The sequence below is a fragment of the Eggerthella sp. AM16-19 genome (genome assembly GCF_003474385.1).
Classification (GTDB): domain Bacteria; phylum Actinomycetota; class Coriobacteriia; order Coriobacteriales; family Eggerthellaceae; genus Senegalimassilia.
The window spans coordinates 43,152-59,787 of the sequence record NZ_QUCY01000011.1; the positions used below are offsets into that span (position 1 = coordinate 43,152).

Consider the following 16,636-nt stretch of genomic DNA (forward strand, 5'->3'; position numbering starts at 1 on the left):
ACCTGGTTCCTTGCATGGCCATGGCATTCAACGCGGCGATTGCGACCATGGGTTTTCTGAAAATGGTTGCATGGACCGAGCACGGCATGTCGTCGAGGATGTCCAGATACATCGACAGGTTCGGCAAGATGGGCATCGACCGCGAGATTTTGGAGGTCTATGCGCGATCGTATCTCGACGAGTCGCGCAACGCGCTCATCTGCTGGATCGTTGGCCTCGCCATCACTATGGCTGTGGGGATTGTCATCTGGGCCCACGACGTCGGCGTGGCAGTCCTCCTGACATCCGTGGTCGCGGCGGCGGTATCGATCAGGTGCATCGTCATGGCAGTGAGGGATGTGGCGGATATCCGCGACGTCCTGGCCGAAACCGACCTAGGCACCCCGACCGCGTGATTTGCCCTGGCATCCAATCAATAGGGACAAGCAGACATTCAGAAGGGACTCGATATGGGTATGCAAAGCTATATGGCGACGGTATTTGTCGGCGAGCGTGAGATTGGCGGGCCTTTTGTAAACGGTGATTTTCGTTCAAGCCTGAACTTCGCGAGGCGAGAGCTTCGCGGATACCTGCGCCTGGCTGAGAGTATCTATCGGCAGGAAGTCATGGGTGGTCGCCGTCATGGCCTTCGTTGTGCAACCGCCCCGGCGCTTGATTTTGGCATCCTTACCGAGACGAAGGATAGCGAGACCGGCACCGTGGAGTCCAGCTTTACCGTGACGTCGGCCTACACGGCCGAGGATTTCGTATCGGATACGCGAAGCGCGTTTCTTGCCTGCGTCACCGAAGATTTCGGTGAGCAGGTCGCATCGGGGGCTGCAAGTCTCGTCGATGGTCAAATCGCGTCGATGTCGTGGTATAGGCGCTTCGAGATATGGAACGACCTCGCATCCTACGACATATGCGGCGTTGCGAACGCCGATCATCTCATCGACGGGCTCGAGGAGCTTTCCGTCGCGCTCGCCGATGGCCGCGCGTTCGACGCAAACGGTGGAAACCCCGTCTTCCATGCTTTTCACCGGGCCGAGCGGCAAAGTGGCGACAGAGAGTTACCTGTGCCTGCCAGACGTACTCATCGACATCATTGAGACAGGGGCTTCGGGCAACCGGAGCTCTTTTCTAATATGAGCCGGCACCTCCACGGTACCGGCCCAATAACGACTGCCTACATATCCCGGATCTCGCTCAGCCGCTCATCGTCCGCGGCCTCCTCCTCGAAGCGAAACTCGTAGGGGATGGCCAACCTGGTGAGCTCGAAGGCCACCTTTCTGGTCATGGCGTTCGAGATCCGCGCCGCGCGCGCATCCTCCGCGGCTAAGCCCTGCTCGCGGAAGTAGGGGAGCGGGTAGGGGTTGACGTCCGTCTCGCCGACAATCTTCTCCACCAGGCACCCGACCTCGCGCTCCTGGACTTCTGCTAGGTTCTCGAGGTACTTCCATGCCTCGGCCGTGGCGCGGCACCGCGGCAGACGCGGGCTCTCCCAGTTCTTGACGGTCTTCACGTCGACGCCCGCGACCTGCGCGACGTCGGACTGGTAGAGTCCCAGGCTCTCGCGCAGCACCTTGAAGCCTGCCTTAGTGTGGATGGTCTGCATGTCCGTTCCCTTCATCTTAGATCCTCTTCTCGAAGAGCCCGTGATAGACCCCATCGATCTCGTCCTGGTATTCGCACAGGAATTCGCACTGTCCGCCCTCGAGCGCGGCGAAAAGCCCGCGCAGGGTGGCGATGCCGTAATCGTGGAACCCCGCGGGAAGGTAGAGCGTCCCGTTGTAGGGCGCGCGTCCGACCCGGTAGCACGTGAAGTCACCGAAGGCCGACCCCTCGACGCGGTAGAGGCTGTAGACGTCCCCGCCGCACCGAGCGGATCCGATCGGCTCCGTAGCCCCGGCGATATCGCGGATGATCTTCCCGTCCGCGCGTCTCGCGGCGGCCTCGCGCGCGAGCGTGCGCAGCTCGGGCACGCGGGCGAGCGGGTCGACGGTGTTGACCGTCTCCTCGCTTTCCATGGACCCCTCGCCGTCGAGCGTGATTTCGCTCACGGTGGCGACCCACCGGGCGAAACCGCGCTGACAGGCCTCGACCTTGGAGGCCGCCGCGGCCTCGTGCGCCGCGCGCAGTGCCACCTCCCGGCTGTCTCCCTCGTAATGCAGTACCGGCGAATGGAGCGGTCGCACGTCGATATCCTCGGTTCCCGTGAACAGCAGCTCGCGCGACTCCGTCACGAAGAGCGTTTCCATATAGTCCTCCCATATGCGCGCCGGGCGGCCCCATGCCGCCCGCTCGGTAGTCCTTGTACCCCCTGAGGGGAAACATAAACACGCGTAGCCGAAAAGGATGCCGACCGGTTTTCCCGCCAGGCCGAACCGCCCCGGCGCCCACCGGTACTGGGCCAACCGAAGGAGAACGCAACCATGGATAACCACCACATCACCCGCGCGATGGTCGCTGCGGCCATCCAGCAGGGTTTGATCGTCCCCACACTCGATTCCGGCGCTCTGGTTGCCGACATGGCTGGCTTGGGGAAATACTATGAGAACGACGACTATGGATACGCCCTCATGCTCGGCTATATCGTATGCCAGGAGACCCGCGACTACACCGAGGACATCGAGCAGGGCCTTGAGGCTTCCGACCTGGACTTCGGTGAGGTATGCGACGCGGTTTTCCATACCTTCGAACTGATGGCCGAGGATGCCGCTGCCGATCCGGGCGCCTACGCGACTCATTTCCAGCGCTGCCACGACTACCTGGCCGACGGCCTCGGTGAGGGCTTCGACCAGACCGCGTCATACACCTACACCGACCCTGCGGACGACAGCTGGGAGATCGAGATCCGCGGCGACGACGAGATTGCATCGCCCGCCGCCGCACCCGACGCAAAGCAATCTGCCCGCCGACGCTAGGCACACCCGAGGCATACTAACGCAAAGGACCCGCACGGTTCGAGAGATCGGACCGTGCGGGCCCTTTGCGCATTATCTCGTAGAGCCCGCCCTATTCGCACACCATCCCGCGCAGGGCCACGAGGTCGTCGCGTACCTCGTCGAGCAGCTTCCTGCCCTTGAGCTCCGCGTCCTCCATCGGGCTAACGTATCCCTCCTCATGCGGATCGAAGAGCATATCCGGGTCGGGCAGCCATTTGCCTCCGTCCTCGCCCAAAGCGGTCTCGGTCATGATGTCGCAGAAGCCCAGGAGCTTGACGAAGGTGTCGCTCTCGCCGACATAGGGGGTCGCGCGTCGGCATGCGCGAAGATACGCGGAAAGCGTCTGCAGGAACAGGTCCTCGGTGTCGATCTCCCAGGGAGGGCAGGCCTTATCGGACTCCGGGTTCACCTTGACGTCGTGCAGGATCGAGCCCGGCACGCAGCGCAGGTTCGTGGTCGGCCAGACGAGATGGTCAGTCTCCTCGCACAGGTCGAGGAAGTCGTAGGCCTGGTTCCAGAGTGCGCAGAGCACGTCCAGCTGCCTTTCGCTGAGTTTTTCGTCCATGGTTCCATCTCCTGATTCTATAAGCAGGTCGGAGGCGTCGATGTGCGCCCAGCGGGCGATATCCTCGACCTTCTCGAGATCGCTCGGCGCGTGCGCCCCGCGTCGCCAGTCCTTGATCGACGAGACCGAGACGTGCACGGCCTCACCGAGCTCCCTCATCTTCGCGGCGCCTGCGGCGCCATGCCCCAGCAGCGAATCGAACACGGCGGGGGAGAATGTGAACGGCTTGCCGCCGATTATGTAGGCATCTTTCCGCAATGCGGCAACCTCGCTTCCCTGGTCCTTGAGTCGATGCTATCCGATGCGGGCGCGGCTATGGAGACGAAGCCGGACGGACCTCTAACCGTCCGGCTTCACGGAGAACCACAACCCGTCGTCGCAGATAAGCCCGCGCACGACATATCGCCCGCCGACGTCCACGACCGCGCCGGTCACGGTCGCGTCCGTCTTGCCGAACATGCTGGGGCAGGGCAGCGTCGCCCCGACCCTGGCGATCTCGAAGCGCCGTCCCTCGCAGATGAGCGCCTTCGGGGTGTTGAGCCCGCACCTTCGGTCAATCTCAACCGTTATGGGGACGACTTTGGCGTCGAACCTGTTGCACCCGGCCATGTGCCGGACCCCCTCCCGCTTGGCCGTGCGCCTCGCGCACGGGGCCTCACCGTATCCCTCCATGGATGCCGCCCTGTGATTCCACCATGAAAGGCATCCAGGGCGATACCGCCGCCACCCACGTCGAATCCCGCGGCAATCCCGCGGCACGCGGCTCCCAGCCATTTCTATTCGGCGGGCCCGATGCGGCGTCCGCGCCTGTAGTCGGAATAAGCTCGCTCCCACGCATCCTGGACCCTGCGGGAGTCGCGTATCTTGCAGAAGATGCCCGTCTTGGGCGATCCGTCGCGCAGCATGAACGTGATGAAGCAGAAGTCGCCGATATCGGGGTTGTCGTCCGTCATCATGGCGGCGCACTTGTCCAGCACATCGCGATTGCCCTCCTGCGACCCGTCGAGGATGTCGATCGTGCAGGTGGCGGTATCCGACGGTCCGACGAGGTTTTCGGGCACCGCGGGCAGCGCATCCGGGTCGGCACCGTCGATCTCGCCGAGAAGGCGCGTCTCGAACGTCGGCATCGCCGCGCGCAGGCGCCCGAGGGCGTCCGCGTAGGCGATCGACGAGACGAAGCGCTCGAGCTCGCCGGCAGCCTTCTCGGGGCGCTCCGCATATCCCTGTGGGTCCATATCCATGAGCGCGTCGGCGAGCATGGCGACGGCGGCCTCGGCGATCCTGCCGGACTTGCCCATATCGTCGGCGCACTCGCCGGCGAGGGCTGACAGCGCGCTGGAGTAGAAGGGGATGTCCCCGCGGCGCCCGAACCCCTCGGCGGCGCGCCCGCAGGCCTCCCTCCATTTCTCCATCAGCGCGAGCCTCAGATTCGCCGTATCGTCGTGCTCGACGGGCGGCACCGCTCCGTGATCCGTGGCCATATCCGTTTCCTTCCATCCGTTTCCGGCCGCGCCCGCGGCCTCTCTAGAGAGCCGTTTACCCTGAATCGCCCCCGCTCATGCCCGCTAAATTGAGATCGGGGCGGAACTCCGGGCACCCGTATCTTCCCGCCATCATCGAAACCGGCTGTTTCCGATGCTCCCGGACGGGGTATCAACTAACCGTGTCAGATCGACGACTGGACCGAGGGGGCACTATGTGCGGCAACGATGGGCATATGGACGAGAACGAGATCGAGCGCGCCGTCGCGGGCGATCTGGAGGGGTGCTGGCGGGGCGCGGGCTGGTACCGCGTCTGCTTCAGCGACGGGGCGGGATCGTATCCGGCCGCGTGGTACGAAACCGAGGCCGAGCTTGCCGACGACCTGCGCGGCGCCTACGAGGGCGCCGGCGAGCTGCATCTGCCCTATGCCGAGATTTCCGTGATCGACCAGACGGTCGAGAAGGTCTGGCAGGGCGAGGGATGGTATCGGGTGACGGACGGCTACGGCGAGGAGTGGGAGCCGGACTTCTATGTGACGCGCGAATGCCTCGTCGCCGACATGCGGGACGCCTACGACCAGGCGCGCGTATGCGTCCCGTGCGTCGAGCCGGTCCCGGACCCCAGCCTGCGCCGCGCCCGCTCCCTCTAATCCGTCCTGGAATCCAAACTGGTAGACCGACCTGAAGGGATACCCACGCGTTTCCCACACCCGGCTGCCTACGGGACGGATGGGGTCCCTTCGGGCATCCGGCCATGGAAAACGCGGCCTGCGCGCACGCACGGGCGGGCGAGCGACCGGAAGTCCCCTATAAAAACAAAATTGCGTAAACGCACATCTATGCGTTTACGCAATTACGCATCTGGGTACATACAGACCGACGGCGCGGGCCGCCGCGCCCGGAATGGATACGCAGGCGGGAGGATCAGCCTCCCGCCGGAACCGAAAGGATAGAAGTCAATGAGCATCAACCGCGTCAACATCACCGGAAACCTCACCCGAGACCCCGAGCTGCGCGCCACCCAGAGCGGTTCGCAGGTGCTCAGCTTCGGCGTGGCCGTCAACGACCGCCGCCGCAACCCCCAGACCGGCGAGTGGGAGGACTATCCCAACTACGTCGACTGCACCATGTTCGGCACCCGTGCCGAGGCCGTGGGCCGATACATCTCCAAGGGAAGCAAGGTCGCGATCGAGGGCAAGCTGCGCTACAGCTCTTGGGAGCGAGACGGACAGCGCCGCAGCAAGCTCGAGGTCATCGTCGATGATATCGAGTTCATGAACGCCCGCCCCGCTTCGTCCCCGTCGGCGTCTCCCGCCGCAGGCGGCGGCGAGCCCCAGTACACGGCCCCCGAGGCTCCCGCCCTCGAGATCGCGGACGAGGATATCCCGTTCTAGCCCACATATATATAGCCCTCATGCCCACGCGATTGCCCCGCCGGAGATTTCGGCGGGGCTTTTTCATGCCGCGATCCGCTCTCCACACGTTACCCACAACCGGCGGCCTGCGGGACCGATGGGGTCCCTTCGGCTCACCGGTCATGGAAAACGCAGGTCAGGGCCCTGCCGCCCGGAACCCGGGCAGTGTGCGGCGCACATTCTCAAGTTACACAAACGCGCATTTGCGCATTTACATATTTGTGCGTATACGCATGTGCGCAACTGGGTACATACATACCGGCGGCAAGGGAGGCCGCGACCGCATCGGCGCGGGATCGCCGAATATCGGAAGGAGGCCGTCATGGCCGGTTGCAAGAGGGAAGTAATGGAGCCGAGCGGAAGGGAGAAGGTCGCCGCCGCCGCCGCGCTGGTCGCGGGGCTCGTCGGGATGTGGTTCATGCTCGCATACAGCTATGTCTACATCAACTGCGCCGTATTCCCGGTGGCGGGCGCGCTCATCGCGTACGCCTACGACGTGGCGGAGAGGACGGTGGCGGCACGGAAGGAGTACTGCCGCGAGGTCGAAACGCGCCGCGCGTATCGCGCCGCGAGGGCGTCGGAATACGGCGCATAGCGGCGCCGACGGGCAAGAATAAGTAAACGTGCATCCGCACAGGTATGCAGATGTGCGTTTACGCATCCGCATAACTGGGTACATATATGGCAGCGGCAGGGCCCTAGCGCCCCGCCGTCGGTGGATGCGGGACCGGTAGCGACTCGCCGGCCCCGCATCCACCGCCGGCAGGCGGCAGATATCCGAGAGGGCCGCCCGGAAATCGGGCGGCACCCGTAGAAGGGAAACACATGAAGACAATCGTTTTGGTCAATCAGAAGGGCGGCGTCGGCAAGACGACGTTCGCCGACGAGATCGCCTGGGGCCTCGAGCGCCGCGGGCGCGAGGTCGGCTTCATCAACCTCGACCCGCAGGGTGGCGCGAGTCACGAGCAGAGGACCGTCGAGGGCGAGAAGGCCGTCACCGTCGTCGACACCCCGGGCTATCTGAACGACAAGCTCGGCGGCTGCGTGGAGGTCGCCGACATCGCGATCGTCCCCGTCGAGCCCAGCCAGCGCGGCCTGCGCGCTATGAAGCGCACGATCCAGCTCATCACGAGCGTCAGCCCCGATCTTGAGATCGGGCTGATCGTGAACCGCTATTCCGACAAGCGGGTCATCGACCGCAGCTTCACCGATTTCCTTGCAGCCGACGACCTGCCCATCCTGGGCTGCGTGCCGACTGCCGAGGCGTTCAAGCGCGGCGCGTCGTTCAACAAGCCGGTATCCGAGGTGCAGCCGGGCGGCCGCGCCGCGGACGCGATCGAGGGGATTCTGGACAAGGTGGAGGCGATGCTGTAATGGCACGGACGAAGAAGGCGGACTCCGCCATCAACAGCTTTTTCACGGACACTTCCAAGGAAATGATCGACCGCCAGGAGACGATCGTCGAAAAGGTCGTGAACCCCGCCCCCGAGCCCGAGGCGGGGGAGGCGAAGGCCGAGGGCCCGTCGCACCGCCTGAGCGTGATCGTTCCCGACGACCTCTACTGGCAGCTCAAGAAGTACCTGGTGGAGCACCGCGGCGAGGGCTACCGCAGCGCGAGCGATCTCATGCGCTCGCTGCTCGAGGACCATCTGCGCAAGGACCGCTAGGCGGGCCGTGCGGTATCGAATAGAAGGGAAAACGGAAATGACAGCATTCGAATACAGCGCTCAGGGCTACCGCGTCGCGCCCTATATCGCGGATCTCGGCAAGAAGGAGGCCTAGATGGATGCCGATGCCGGGCGCGTCCGCACTGCCCTGCGACTCCAGGCCGTCGCGGCCCGCGTCCACCACATGGACTGTGCGGGTTTCGCCGAGGAGGTGTGCGATGCCGTGGACGTCGCCGGGCGTCTGGGCTATCTGGGCTGCTTGCACGCGGTCGTGAGGCTCGCGGCGGCCCGCGAGGCGATGCCGGACGCCGACGGGATGACGTGCGGCGAGCTAGGCTGTCTCGCCGGCCTCCGCCGCCAGGCGCGCGCCACCGACACGCTGGATGCCGACAGCTTCACCGCCCGCATCCTCGCTGCCCTGGATATCAAGGGGTGGTCGGATCGATCTTCCTACCAAATCGCGGCGATGCGCCTGGCCGACCTGATTGCCCCGGTCTCGCTGATGGCGTCCCCGGAGCGCACGGAGCGCGGAGACCGCGCCCTGTATTCCTACACCTGCGGGCGATGCGGCGCACGCGTGACCGTATCGGTGTGCACGCGTTGCCCGTCCTGCGGCGCCCCCATGGTCGCCGCAGGACATGGCGCGCCGGTGATGAAAGGGGCGATCCATGTCGACTCGTAAGCTGATAAAGGGCGACCGCTACCGCGCCGGGCTGTGGAAGCTGGAGGACAGCTGCTATGAGGGGCATGTCCGTATGCCCAACGCCAAGTTCATGATCAGAACGTACCGCTGTACGCAAGGCGAGGCGGTCGCGAAGTTCGATTCGTGGGTGGAGGCGGAAGGCCTCGACCTCGCTGAGGATGGGGCCAGGGAAGCCTGCGAAGGCAGCATCGATGACGGTATGGGGACTGCGAGGCGCCCGTTAAACCGCGAGGAGCGCCGTGCGATGGAACGCCGCGACAGGAAGGCGAAGAGGCGCCAGGCGCGAAAGGCGGCATCGGAGCCCGATGCCGCGCGACAGTCACAGGATATGGGGAAGGAAGAGACGGAAATGCAGAAGGTATCGAAAACGGACGGGCAGAAGACGGCGGCCGCGGGGACAAAGGCTCCGGAGACGGAGCCGACCAAGTGCTACACGCTCATGTGCACGGGCGATCTGGGGACGGCCCCGGTGATGGTATTCCGCAACGAGGGCGACGCGAACGACATGATGCGCGCCCTGGAACAGGTCGCGAAGGTGACGTCGCCCGATACCGTCTACGACGTTATGGAGGCCCCGTTCAAGGAGGCCATTTGAAGGGTGCTGAGGGGCCGGGGAGTGCAGGCCGCACAGCTGCCAGAACCTGCCGCCGTCCCAGTCCAGCGCCCCGCGTCTCCCGCCCTGGCTCCCGCACTGAGGACCATATCGGGAGAGACACCGCACTACCGCGCGCGCTTCGAGGTCGCAGCGGCCGACGGCGCGGACGCGGCCGAGGCCGTGAAGGAGATCGTCATGGGCTGGCTGCACGCCAAGGGCCTGGACGTACCGGAGGGCGCCGCGGACATCGCGGTGCCCGCGGGCTGGACGGCCGCCGACGAGCCCGACGCCGCCAAGGCCGTCCGCTTTCTCGGCCTATCCGGCGCGCAAGGCGCGGCATGGGCGGTCGAGGCCGATGAGCTCGACGGCGAGTTCTCGCGCCGCCGCTGGCACACGAGGATCGGCCTCGCACCCGCCGGAGACGGCGGGTGCATCCTCAACGTGCAGGTATCGCATTACGCCGTGAACGGCTTTTTCGGATACCAGCGCAACCCGCTGCCGTCCGTGCCGCGCGTCGTGCGCGATATCCTCGCGAGCGGAAAGCTAGACGTGAGGATCGGCGCGTCGCGCGTGAGCGTCGAGGAGATATACCTTGACGCGGACACGCTAAAGCGCGATTTCATGCCGAGCCTGACCGATCGCGCGCGCTGCCTGCCGATCGTCCTCATGACGACCGACGACGACGGTAAGACACCTGTGTGGGACGCCACCGAGCTCGCATCGAAGCTCGTCGGCATGGCCACGGTATACGTCATCGACATGCGCGACGGCATGTTGGTGCAGGCGTTCCGCGACCTGCTGCCCGACCGGACACCGGCCGGGCGCTACAGGATCGGGCGCAGCGCCGTGATGGTGTACCGCCCGGGAATTGACCTGTCGACCGAGGACTCGCTGTCCGCGTGCACGCTCTTCACGCGCCACAGGGTCGAGCGCTATGCCGCTGGCGGCCGCGACGGTTTCATCAACGTCCTCATGCAGGGCCTCGGTCGCGGCATCGACAGCCGACCGGGCGACGTCGCCGGGATTGGCGACGTGCTGTGGCTGCGCAGCCGCGCGGAGAGCGAGCGACAGGGCGAGCGAATCGAGCGCCTGCGTGCGCGGACGAAGGCGCCCGCTGAGCCGGTAGCCGACATCGACGGCCTGCGCGCGGAGATCGCGCGCCTGCGATCCGACGCCGAGGCATGGGAGGAGATCGCGACGGACCAGGAGCGGAGTTATTCCGACGCCACGGCAAAGGTGGATGAGCTCACAAGGACCGTCCAGCGCCTCGAAGGCGAGAAGCGCGCGCTCGAGCGCAAGGCGGCGCAGTGCGCGGCGCCGTCGGACGACGACGGAGCCGCGAGGGTGGCCGAATGCCTCCAGGTGATCCCGCGCGACCTGGCGGACCTCCTGAAGCTCGCGCGCTCCATCTGGCCCGACCGCATCGTTGTCCTTCCCGAGGCGATGGACTCGGCCAAATCATACGACGGCAACCTCGCCGAGGAGTGGGATATCGTCCGTGGCGCCGCGACGGCGCTCTACGGACTCCTGTTCGAGGACGACGATTGCGAGGGCCAGGTCGCAGACGAGTTCCAGCGCCGTACGGGTTACGAGCTCACCTTCAGCGAGAGCAGCGCCACCAGGGCGCGCGCCGATCTGATGAAGATGCGCGAGAGGAGCTACGGCGGCCGAACCGTCGACATCTCCGCCCACATCAAGGGGAGGAGCCAGAAGAACACCTTCCGCCTTCACTTCTATATCGATCGGGAAAACGAGCTGATAGTCATAGGGCATGCCGGATGCCACATGAAGACCGCCGGCTCGCACCGTCGCGGTTTCAAGTAGCACAGATCCCCGCCATCGGAACCGATGGCGGGGATCCTTTTTGCGCAACGCGCGAAACAGGCGGCGGAAACGGCCCGCGCAATTGCAGGACTACGGATACGTCGGCCGGCGTTTGGGACCGGGCGCTTTTGGGTAGCATCGAATGGTAATGCCGGCGACGTGACCAGAGGGGAGGGAGAATATGTTCGATACCGATAGCGATGTCCCGTACGACATCGAGCCGACCGCGACCGAGAAGCCGAAGGCCTCGACTGCGGACAGCGCAGCCGAGGCTGCCAAGAAGACGGCCGAGGCCGAGAAGCGCGAGAAGCGCCGCGCCCGCCAGAAGCGCCAAGCGTTCACCGAGCAGATGCAGAACTTGACGATGGACGACATCAGACGCCTGATGGAGTCCAGCGTCGACCTCGGCGGCGTCAGCGACCCGCAGGCCGAGATTGAGCGCCGCATCGAGCGCAACGGTATGGCGTACCTGATGAAGGACGGCGCCGTGTATGCCGTGGTGCTCTCGAGCGACGACTACGAACGTCTCGCGGAAAAGAAGGCGTAGATCTTGCATTGGCGAGGGTCGCCGGGCGAGAGGCCGCCACCGGAACACGGTGGCGGCCTTTTTCATGTCGCGACGCAACGCCCGGAACACTGACCGGACAACGATGGAAAGCGAGCGGAAACGCTCGCGGCGGACACGGGCGGCCAGGCCCCGCCGCGCCTCGATGCACGCCTGCCGGAGTCGGGAGGTATCGGATCGGCGCGCACCGAGACGTTGGACACGCGCTCGCGCGCAAGACTCCTGCCGCGATCGGGCACGCAGGCTACTCGCACCCCGTCATAACTTCGAGTGCCACGCGGACATGCCGACATCTCTCCGCAAGCAGCTCGTAGATCGGCGCCGGGTCGTCCACGGCATCGCCATCGGCCGCGAGCAGATCGAGCACAGCGGCCACCCCCTCGATGATACGGGCACAATCGTCAGCATCCATATGACCCTCCTTCTCATCGCTGAAAACAACTTATACGGCCGTGACGGTATCCGAGCCGTATCGGACTTGCAACAGATGAGCAGCGTCCCGTTCGTCGCGAAAGAGACGAGGGACAGCCAAAACGCGGACGGTATAACGGCATCGGATGACCGGTGCAAACCGGTTTAAACCCAGGCAAATAGGGGTAGGATACTGAAAACTTCGCAAGAGACGCATACTTGTACCCCCATCGTAGATGTGGCCACAAGTATGCCGCCGAAGTCGGTCAGATTTCCGCCATCGGGCACAGTCCGCCGACGGAAACCCGCCCGCCTCCGGCGCTTGCCAGGGCTCCGCCCTTGGACCGGGGTCGCGCACGGGTGCGCGAGGAGATAGGAGAGATTTTGACAGCCAGCAGAGACGGCAGGGGACGCTATATCCGCGTTCGCCTGACTGAAACCGAACTGAATAAGGTTCGTGCGAAGGCGGAGCTTGCCGGCCTGACCGTCTCTGATTTCATCCGCGAGGCGGCGATTTACGGCAAGCAGGAGTTCACGCTGTCGAAGCTGCCCGGCGGCGAGTGCGTCGACGTGAAGGAGGCGCTGGAAGGTCTGCTCGACACCGAGCACCGCACCGTGCAGAAGCATTTCAACGTGACGCCCTACGAGGACACCTTCATCCGAGACGCCGCGAGAAAGGCCGGCATGACGCAATCGCGCTTCATGGTCGACCGCATCCTTCACACGCCCATGTACTACATCGGCGACCCCGATTTCTTCCAGAAGTTCTTCTACGAGTTCAACAAACAGGGCGTGAACTTGAACCAGCTCGCCGCCGCGGCGAACACGCTTATACTCCTCCAGGACATGCCCGACATGGGCAGGGAGCGCCGCCGCGAGCTCGCGGCGCAGATCGAGAACTTCGTCGCCACCTTGAAGGACCCATACTGCAAGGCGCTGGCGGAGACGCGCGGCCTCATGATGCAGCTGAGGCGTCAATCAGAAGTGGAGCGCTAGCATGGCGATGCTCAAGACGCTCGCCCGCAAGTTCGGCGGCTGCAAGCAGATCAAGGACTACCTTGCGCGCAACGGCCGAGCTGTCACCTTTCGCTCAAGCTCGATCGATCTCGATAGGTCCGACTGGGACGAGCAGATGAACGCGACGCGCCAGATGTTCGGCAAGGATACGGGCCGCAAGTACTACCACTTCGTGATCTCACCCGATCCCGAAGACGGCCTGGATGCCAAAGCGGTCGACACCTTGGCATACGACTGGGTGCGCGAGCGCTACGGCGGTTACCAGTGGGTGATTGAGACACATATAGACAACGGCATCCCTCACGCACATATCGTCGTCAACTCCGTCAACCCCGTCGACGGTAGGAAGATACACCTCGACGACGACGATGTTCAGGCCGACGCTATGGAGCTCCAGCGCATCTGCCGCGATTACGGCTACAGCGCATTCGACAACTTCAAGTTCACGAGGGACGAGGACGGTTCCTGGTACGCGCGCACGCCGCGCCCCGACAGCCGCCGCGAGGTCGTCTTGCAGGAGGCGCGCCCGGCGCGCCGACACGAGACGGACGCCCAGCGGCGCGCCAGGTACAGCGGAAGGAAGCTCTGGACCGACGCGATGCACGACGACATCGAGTCGGCATTGCAGGGCTGCCGGACATGGTCTGCACTCGAGTGCCGCCTGGCTGAGAAGGGCTACCGCATCAATATCAACCGCCGCGGCGTGCTGACCTTCTACCCGCCCGAGGGTAAGGGGCGCCCCGTGAAAGGTTACAAGCTGGACGACTCATATACAGTCGAGGGATTGCGCGAGCGCCTTTCCGTGCGCCTCGAGGGACGGCGTCCGAACGTGAGGATGTGCGCCGAGGACCTTGTCCCGGACGTCAAACTACCGCCCATGACATTCGAAGCCGTCGCGTCGAACAACCTCGAGCGGTCTAAGAAGATCGAGCGCTCCGCCGCGCGCCTCGCCGCCGCAGCCGACGCCGTGAACATCATCCGCGAGCGCGGCTACCTCAGCTACGCGGACATGGCGGCCGATGCCAAGCGCCTCGCCGCAGAGGTCGAAGCGCTCGACGCGAGGGCCGACGCACTCAAGCTGGAGGCCGAGCAGACGGCCGAGGCGATCCGCCAGGTCGAGGTGTACACGGCCTGCGCCGCGCAGCTGACCGCGCGCCCGGACGGCCACGGCGCGCTCGCGGCATGGCGCGAGGATAACGCCGCCGAGCTTCGCGAGATGGAGGTGATCCGCAAATGGATGGCCGAGCGCGGCATCGAGCTCACCGTTAGGACCTACACGGACCTCCTCGAGCGCCGCGATGGCGTCAGGGCGGACGCCGCGAACCTCATTTCCGCGGCAGGCGATATCCGCAACCGCTCGCGCCGCCTTTCCGCCGCGGTCGATGTCCTGACCTCATCGCAGATGCCGATCGGCCCCACCGATGTGCGGGGCCGCGGCGAGAGACAAAAAGGCGCCGGGCGCAACAGCCGCGGCGCCAAGGTCATCACCGCCGAGCAGACCGCAATGCTGACGAGCGAGTACGTCCGCTACCGGAAGGCCTATTCGGAGTCGATCGCGGCGGGCGCGCTCACGCCCGACAAGATCAAGCAGATCGAGCGCGACCATGAGCGCGCCAAGGCGAAGATCATCGGCGAGCAGCGCGAGGAGGACCTGCGCGCGGAGCGGTCGGCCTACGGCATAGCCGGAAGCGAATGGGCGCAGGACGCCCCCGTGACGATCGCCGCGCCCGGCGAGACGGACAGGAGCGCGAAGCCCGGATGGAAGCCGTACCTCCAGCGCCCCGCAACCGACAGGCAGATGAAATATCTCGAAGACCTCGTGGAGTCCGGCGTCATCGCCAAGGCCGACATCGACAGCCTCGGCGGTGAGCCGACCATCGCCGACGTCAACGCATTGCTGAACAGCCATCCGAAGGTCAAGAACCTCGAACTCGAGAAGAGGGACGAAGGCAAGACGAGAGACGCGCGGACGTATACGCAGATCCGAGAGGATATCGACGACGACGGCTATACGCCGGCGAACTACACAAGGAGGAGATAGACGGTGAACATCATCGTGAAGATGCATGACAGGGCCCGCGTGATCGAGACGACGCGCATGGACCTGCACAGCGGCATCATGCTCGAGGACGATTTCCTCGACATTTCCGATTACCTGAACCAGGGCGTGCTTCTAGAGCGCAGCGTGTTCATCACAACAAGCGACGACATGCAACTCCTCAAGCGCGCCGTGACGATCATCGAGCCGGACGAGCTGGACGCCATAGACGGCGTCTATGCGGACGGCAAGCCGATCCTCGTGAGGACCGAGGACGGTTCGCGTTTGGCTCCGGCCGTCTTCGAGGTGCTGTTCGACGACAGCGGCAACTACTTGGGCGACCACGGGCAGGGCCTCTGCATCTACTATGAGTCCGGCAGCTACGAGACAATCGTGCCGACTGTGCTCTCATTCGGGGACGGCATGCTCATGGCCGACGACCTGATCGATTGGAACGACCTGGACTCGGGCATCACCTGGACCCGCGGAACCTGGACGCGCGGCGACCGGAACCTTATGGAGCTCCGCCCCGAGCCCACGGTCGTGGTCGACCCGGAGCAGTACGCGCACATGGAGCTCATGACCTTCGGCGGCGCGCTCGTGGCCATGAAGACCGCGGGCGGCATGGTGAGCGGCGGCGGCACCGTCTCGGACGATCCCGATGCCGACGATGCCGAGACCGAAAGCGAACCGCAGCCGTCCCAAGACGCGGAAACCGATGGCGCTACGGCAGACGCCGCCGAAGACGGCACCGACGACCGAGCCTCAGCGGAAGACGGCCCCGATGCGGATTCACCCGAGTCTACCGCGGACACCGCGGGAGACGGCTCGGAGGCAGATATCGACCTCGAACCCGGCGGCTCGGAGACTGAGTCCGCCGAGATTGACAGACTTGAGTATGAGTACGGTCTATTGAAGAAGGTCGAGGATTACCGGGCTGGCAGGCTTGAGACCGTGACGCTCGACGAGCTGGAGGAAAGCCTTGACTTGGCGAGTCGAGGTCGACAAGGACATCCAGCGTTCGATGAAGACAGTGACGACGATGATGACAGCGACGACTACGAGGAAGACGATTCGATGTTCGCCGACCTCTTCTAGAAAGTAACAACAGTGATACCAGCGGCGGCAAAACGGCCGCCGCGGGCGTTTCACCTTCCCGTTACAAATTGAAACACTTGGGGAAGTTAAGCCATGGAAGTTAACAAGGAAGATCGAGCGAAAGAAAGCATAGCTATAAACCGCTTGATCTATTTGTTTCGCAAGATGACAGCAACGCTGATCTGCTTGCTCACTCAGTGAATCTCCATCGTTTGTTCGCTACCTGATAACGGGCTCCTGTTTGATAATCGGATATATGGAAGATTGGATAAAAGACGGCAACGGCAGAATGAGACGCGTTCACAAGCGATACGTTGACGTCGTCGCGCACGT

At 64.5% G+C, this 16,636-nt stretch carries 21 protein-coding genes; 15 read left to right on the forward strand and 6 right to left on the reverse strand.

Going from position 1 to position 16,636, the window contains the following annotated elements:
• Positions 1-47 precede the first annotated feature (47 nt).
• Positions 48-395: a hypothetical protein gene (locus DW178_RS05665; protein ID WP_286168534.1), complete on the forward strand. Its 348-nt coding sequence runs from the start codon at positions 48-50 to the stop codon at positions 393-395.
• 54 nt (positions 396-449) lie between these two features.
• The gene (locus DW178_RS05670) at positions 450-1,088 is read left to right on the forward strand and encodes a hypothetical protein (protein ID WP_286168535.1); all 639 of its coding nucleotides are present in this window, start codon (positions 450-452) and stop codon (positions 1,086-1,088) included.
• A gap of 77 nt (positions 1,089-1,165) precedes the next feature.
• Here DW178_RS05670 and DW178_RS05675 read toward each other — a convergent pair whose 3' ends face one another.
• Both DW178_RS05675 and DW178_RS05680 read right to left on the reverse strand, forming a co-directional pair.
• Positions 1,166-1,609, reverse strand: coding sequence for an XRE family transcriptional regulator (locus DW178_RS05675; protein ID WP_118350099.1), 444 nt, complete (start codon positions 1,607-1,609; stop codon positions 1,166-1,168).
• 1 nt (position 1,610) lies between these two features.
• On the reverse strand, positions 1,611-2,237 hold the full coding sequence (locus tag DW178_RS05680) for a hypothetical protein (RefSeq protein ID WP_118350100.1): 627 nt from the start codon (positions 2,235-2,237) through the stop codon (positions 1,611-1,613).
• Between the two features lie 174 nt (positions 2,238-2,411).
• Here DW178_RS05680 and DW178_RS05685 point away from each other — a divergent pair, with 174 nt between their 5' ends.
• A complete protein-coding gene (locus DW178_RS05685) occupies positions 2,412-2,903 on the forward strand; it encodes a hypothetical protein (protein WP_118350101.1) in 492 nt (163 codons plus the stop codon).
• 91 nt (positions 2,904-2,994) lie between these two features.
• Here DW178_RS05685 and DW178_RS05690 read toward each other — a convergent pair whose 3' ends face one another.
• From DW178_RS05690 to DW178_RS05700, 3 genes are all read right to left on the reverse strand, one after another.
• A complete protein-coding gene (locus DW178_RS05690) occupies positions 2,995-3,747 on the reverse strand; it encodes a helix-turn-helix transcriptional regulator (RefSeq protein ID WP_118350102.1) in 753 nt (250 codons plus the stop codon).
• Between the two features lie 81 nt (positions 3,748-3,828).
• Positions 3,829-4,098 carry a hypothetical protein gene (locus DW178_RS05695; RefSeq protein WP_147363820.1) on the reverse strand — a complete coding sequence of 90 codons (270 nt, stop codon included), beginning with the start codon at positions 4,096-4,098 and terminating at the stop codon, positions 3,829-3,831.
• 167 nt (positions 4,099-4,265) lie between these two features.
• Positions 4,266-4,970 (reverse strand): hypothetical protein, encoded by a 705-nt coding sequence (locus DW178_RS05700; protein ID WP_118350104.1) that lies wholly within the window; start codon positions 4,968-4,970, stop codon positions 4,266-4,268.
• A 182-nt stretch (positions 4,971-5,152) separates the two neighbouring features.
• Between DW178_RS05700 and DW178_RS05705 the strand changes: the two genes are divergently transcribed.
• The 9 genes from DW178_RS05705 to DW178_RS05745 all read left to right on the forward strand — a co-directional run bounded on the left by DW178_RS05705 (position 5,153) and on the right by DW178_RS05745 (position 11,721).
• A complete protein-coding gene (locus DW178_RS05705) occupies positions 5,153-5,620 on the forward strand; it encodes a hypothetical protein (protein WP_286168536.1) in 468 nt (155 codons plus the stop codon).
• A gap of 309 nt (positions 5,621-5,929) precedes the next feature.
• Positions 5,930-6,364, forward strand: a complete 435-nt coding sequence (locus DW178_RS05710; RefSeq protein ID WP_118350106.1) for a single-stranded DNA-binding protein — start codon at positions 5,930-5,932, stop codon at positions 6,362-6,364.
• A 343-nt stretch (positions 6,365-6,707) separates the two neighbouring features.
• Complete coding sequence (locus DW178_RS05715; protein WP_117716734.1) at positions 6,708-6,980, forward strand: hypothetical protein; 273 nt, start codon at positions 6,708-6,710, stop codon at positions 6,978-6,980.
• Between the two features lie 230 nt (positions 6,981-7,210).
• Positions 7,211-7,759: a nucleotide-binding protein gene (locus tag DW178_RS05720; protein WP_117716733.1), complete on the forward strand. Its 549-nt coding sequence runs from the start codon at positions 7,211-7,213 to the stop codon at positions 7,757-7,759.
• Positions 7,759-8,052, forward strand: a complete 294-nt coding sequence (locus DW178_RS05725; protein WP_117716732.1) for a hypothetical protein — start codon at positions 7,759-7,761, stop codon at positions 8,050-8,052. The genes DW178_RS05720 and DW178_RS05725 overlap by 1 nt, the downstream gene beginning before the upstream one ends.
• A gap of 115 nt (positions 8,053-8,167) precedes the next feature.
• Entirely contained in the window at positions 8,168-8,734 is a 567-nt protein-coding gene (locus tag DW178_RS05730; RefSeq protein ID WP_015760200.1) for a TFIIB-type zinc ribbon-containing protein, read from the forward strand.
• A complete protein-coding gene (locus DW178_RS05735; RefSeq protein ID WP_118350107.1) occupies positions 8,721-9,350 on the forward strand; it encodes a hypothetical protein in 630 nt (209 codons plus the stop codon). Before DW178_RS05730 ends, DW178_RS05735 begins: the two co-directional genes overlap by 14 nt.
• Before the next feature lie 195 nt (positions 9,351-9,545).
• Positions 9,546-11,174 carry a hypothetical protein gene (locus tag DW178_RS05740; RefSeq protein WP_147363821.1) on the forward strand — a complete coding sequence of 543 codons (1,629 nt, stop codon included), beginning with the start codon at positions 9,546-9,548 and terminating at the stop codon, positions 11,172-11,174.
• A 181-nt stretch (positions 11,175-11,355) separates the two neighbouring features.
• Complete coding sequence (locus tag DW178_RS05745) at positions 11,356-11,721, forward strand: hypothetical protein (protein ID WP_118350109.1); 366 nt, start codon at positions 11,356-11,358, stop codon at positions 11,719-11,721.
• A gap of 262 nt (positions 11,722-11,983) precedes the next feature.
• Here DW178_RS05745 and DW178_RS11260 read toward each other — a convergent pair whose 3' ends face one another.
• Entirely contained in the window at positions 11,984-12,151 is a 168-nt protein-coding gene (locus DW178_RS11260) for a hypothetical protein (protein WP_154270134.1), read from the reverse strand.
• Between the two features lie 383 nt (positions 12,152-12,534).
• On the opposite strand from DW178_RS11260, the gene DW178_RS05750 reads away from it, so the two are divergent.
• Genes DW178_RS05750 through DW178_RS11405 form a run of 3 tightly spaced genes read left to right on the forward strand, consistent with a single transcriptional unit; the run spans position 12,535 to position 16,303 of the window.
• Positions 12,535-13,146, forward strand: coding sequence for a plasmid mobilization protein (locus DW178_RS05750; RefSeq protein WP_118350110.1), 612 nt, complete (start codon positions 12,535-12,537; stop codon positions 13,144-13,146).
• A gap of 1 nt (position 13,147) precedes the next feature.
• Positions 13,148-15,208, forward strand: a complete 2,061-nt coding sequence (locus DW178_RS05755; protein WP_117716726.1) for a relaxase/mobilization nuclease domain-containing protein — start codon at positions 13,148-13,150, stop codon at positions 15,206-15,208.
• 3 nt (positions 15,209-15,211) lie between these two features.
• Positions 15,212-16,303: an ICP22 family protein gene (locus tag DW178_RS11405; protein WP_199669250.1), complete on the forward strand. Its 1,092-nt coding sequence runs from the start codon at positions 15,212-15,214 to the stop codon at positions 16,301-16,303.
• Positions 16,304-16,636 lie beyond the last annotated feature (333 nt).

What these genes read in the sequence shown, in the direction of transcription:
- DW178_RS05720 (WP_117716733.1), top strand. Translation starts at nt 7,211, where the DNA reads ATGAAGACAATCGTTTTGGTCAATCAGAAGGGCGGCGTCGGCAAGACG.
- DW178_RS05745 (WP_118350109.1), top strand. Translation starts at nt 11,356, where the DNA reads ATGTTCGATACCGATAGCGATGTCCCGTACGACATCGAGCCGACCGCG.
- DW178_RS05730 (WP_015760200.1), top strand. Translation starts at nt 8,168, where the DNA reads ATGGATGCCGATGCCGGGCGCGTCCGCACTGCCCTGCGACTCCAGGCC.
- DW178_RS05740 (WP_147363821.1), top strand. Translation starts at nt 9,546, where the DNA reads ATGGGCTGGCTGCACGCCAAGGGCCTGGACGTACCGGAGGGCGCCGCG.
- DW178_RS11260 (WP_154270134.1), bottom strand. Translation starts at nt 12,151, where the DNA reads ATGGATGCTGACGATTGTGCCCGTATCATCGAGGGGGTGGCCGCTGTG.
- DW178_RS05680 (WP_118350100.1), bottom strand. Translation starts at nt 2,237, where the DNA reads ATGGAAACGCTCTTCGTGACGGAGTCGCGCGAGCTGCTGTTCACGGGA.
- DW178_RS05725 (WP_117716732.1), top strand. Translation starts at nt 7,759, where the DNA reads ATGGCACGGACGAAGAAGGCGGACTCCGCCATCAACAGCTTTTTCACG.
- DW178_RS05710 (WP_118350106.1), top strand. Translation starts at nt 5,930, where the DNA reads ATGAGCATCAACCGCGTCAACATCACCGGAAACCTCACCCGAGACCCC.
- DW178_RS05755 (WP_117716726.1), top strand. Translation starts at nt 13,148, where the DNA reads ATGGCGATGCTCAAGACGCTCGCCCGCAAGTTCGGCGGCTGCAAGCAG.
- DW178_RS05670 (WP_286168535.1), top strand. Translation starts at nt 450, where the DNA reads ATGGGTATGCAAAGCTATATGGCGACGGTATTTGTCGGCGAGCGTGAG.
- DW178_RS05685 (WP_118350101.1), top strand. Translation starts at nt 2,412, where the DNA reads ATGGATAACCACCACATCACCCGCGCGATGGTCGCTGCGGCCATCCAG.
- DW178_RS05700 (WP_118350104.1), bottom strand. Translation starts at nt 4,970, where the DNA reads ATGGCCACGGATCACGGAGCGGTGCCGCCCGTCGAGCACGACGATACG.
- DW178_RS05735 (WP_118350107.1), top strand. Translation starts at nt 8,721, where the DNA reads ATGTCGACTCGTAAGCTGATAAAGGGCGACCGCTACCGCGCCGGGCTG.
- DW178_RS05675 (WP_118350099.1), bottom strand. Translation starts at nt 1,609, where the DNA reads ATGAAGGGAACGGACATGCAGACCATCCACACTAAGGCAGGCTTCAAG.
- DW178_RS05665 (WP_286168534.1), top strand. Translation starts at nt 48, where the DNA reads ATGGGTTTTCTGAAAATGGTTGCATGGACCGAGCACGGCATGTCGTCG.
- DW178_RS05695 (WP_147363820.1), bottom strand. Translation starts at nt 4,098, where the DNA reads ATGGCCGGGTGCAACAGGTTCGACGCCAAAGTCGTCCCCATAACGGTT.
- DW178_RS05715 (WP_117716734.1), top strand. Translation starts at nt 6,708, where the DNA reads ATGGCCGGTTGCAAGAGGGAAGTAATGGAGCCGAGCGGAAGGGAGAAG.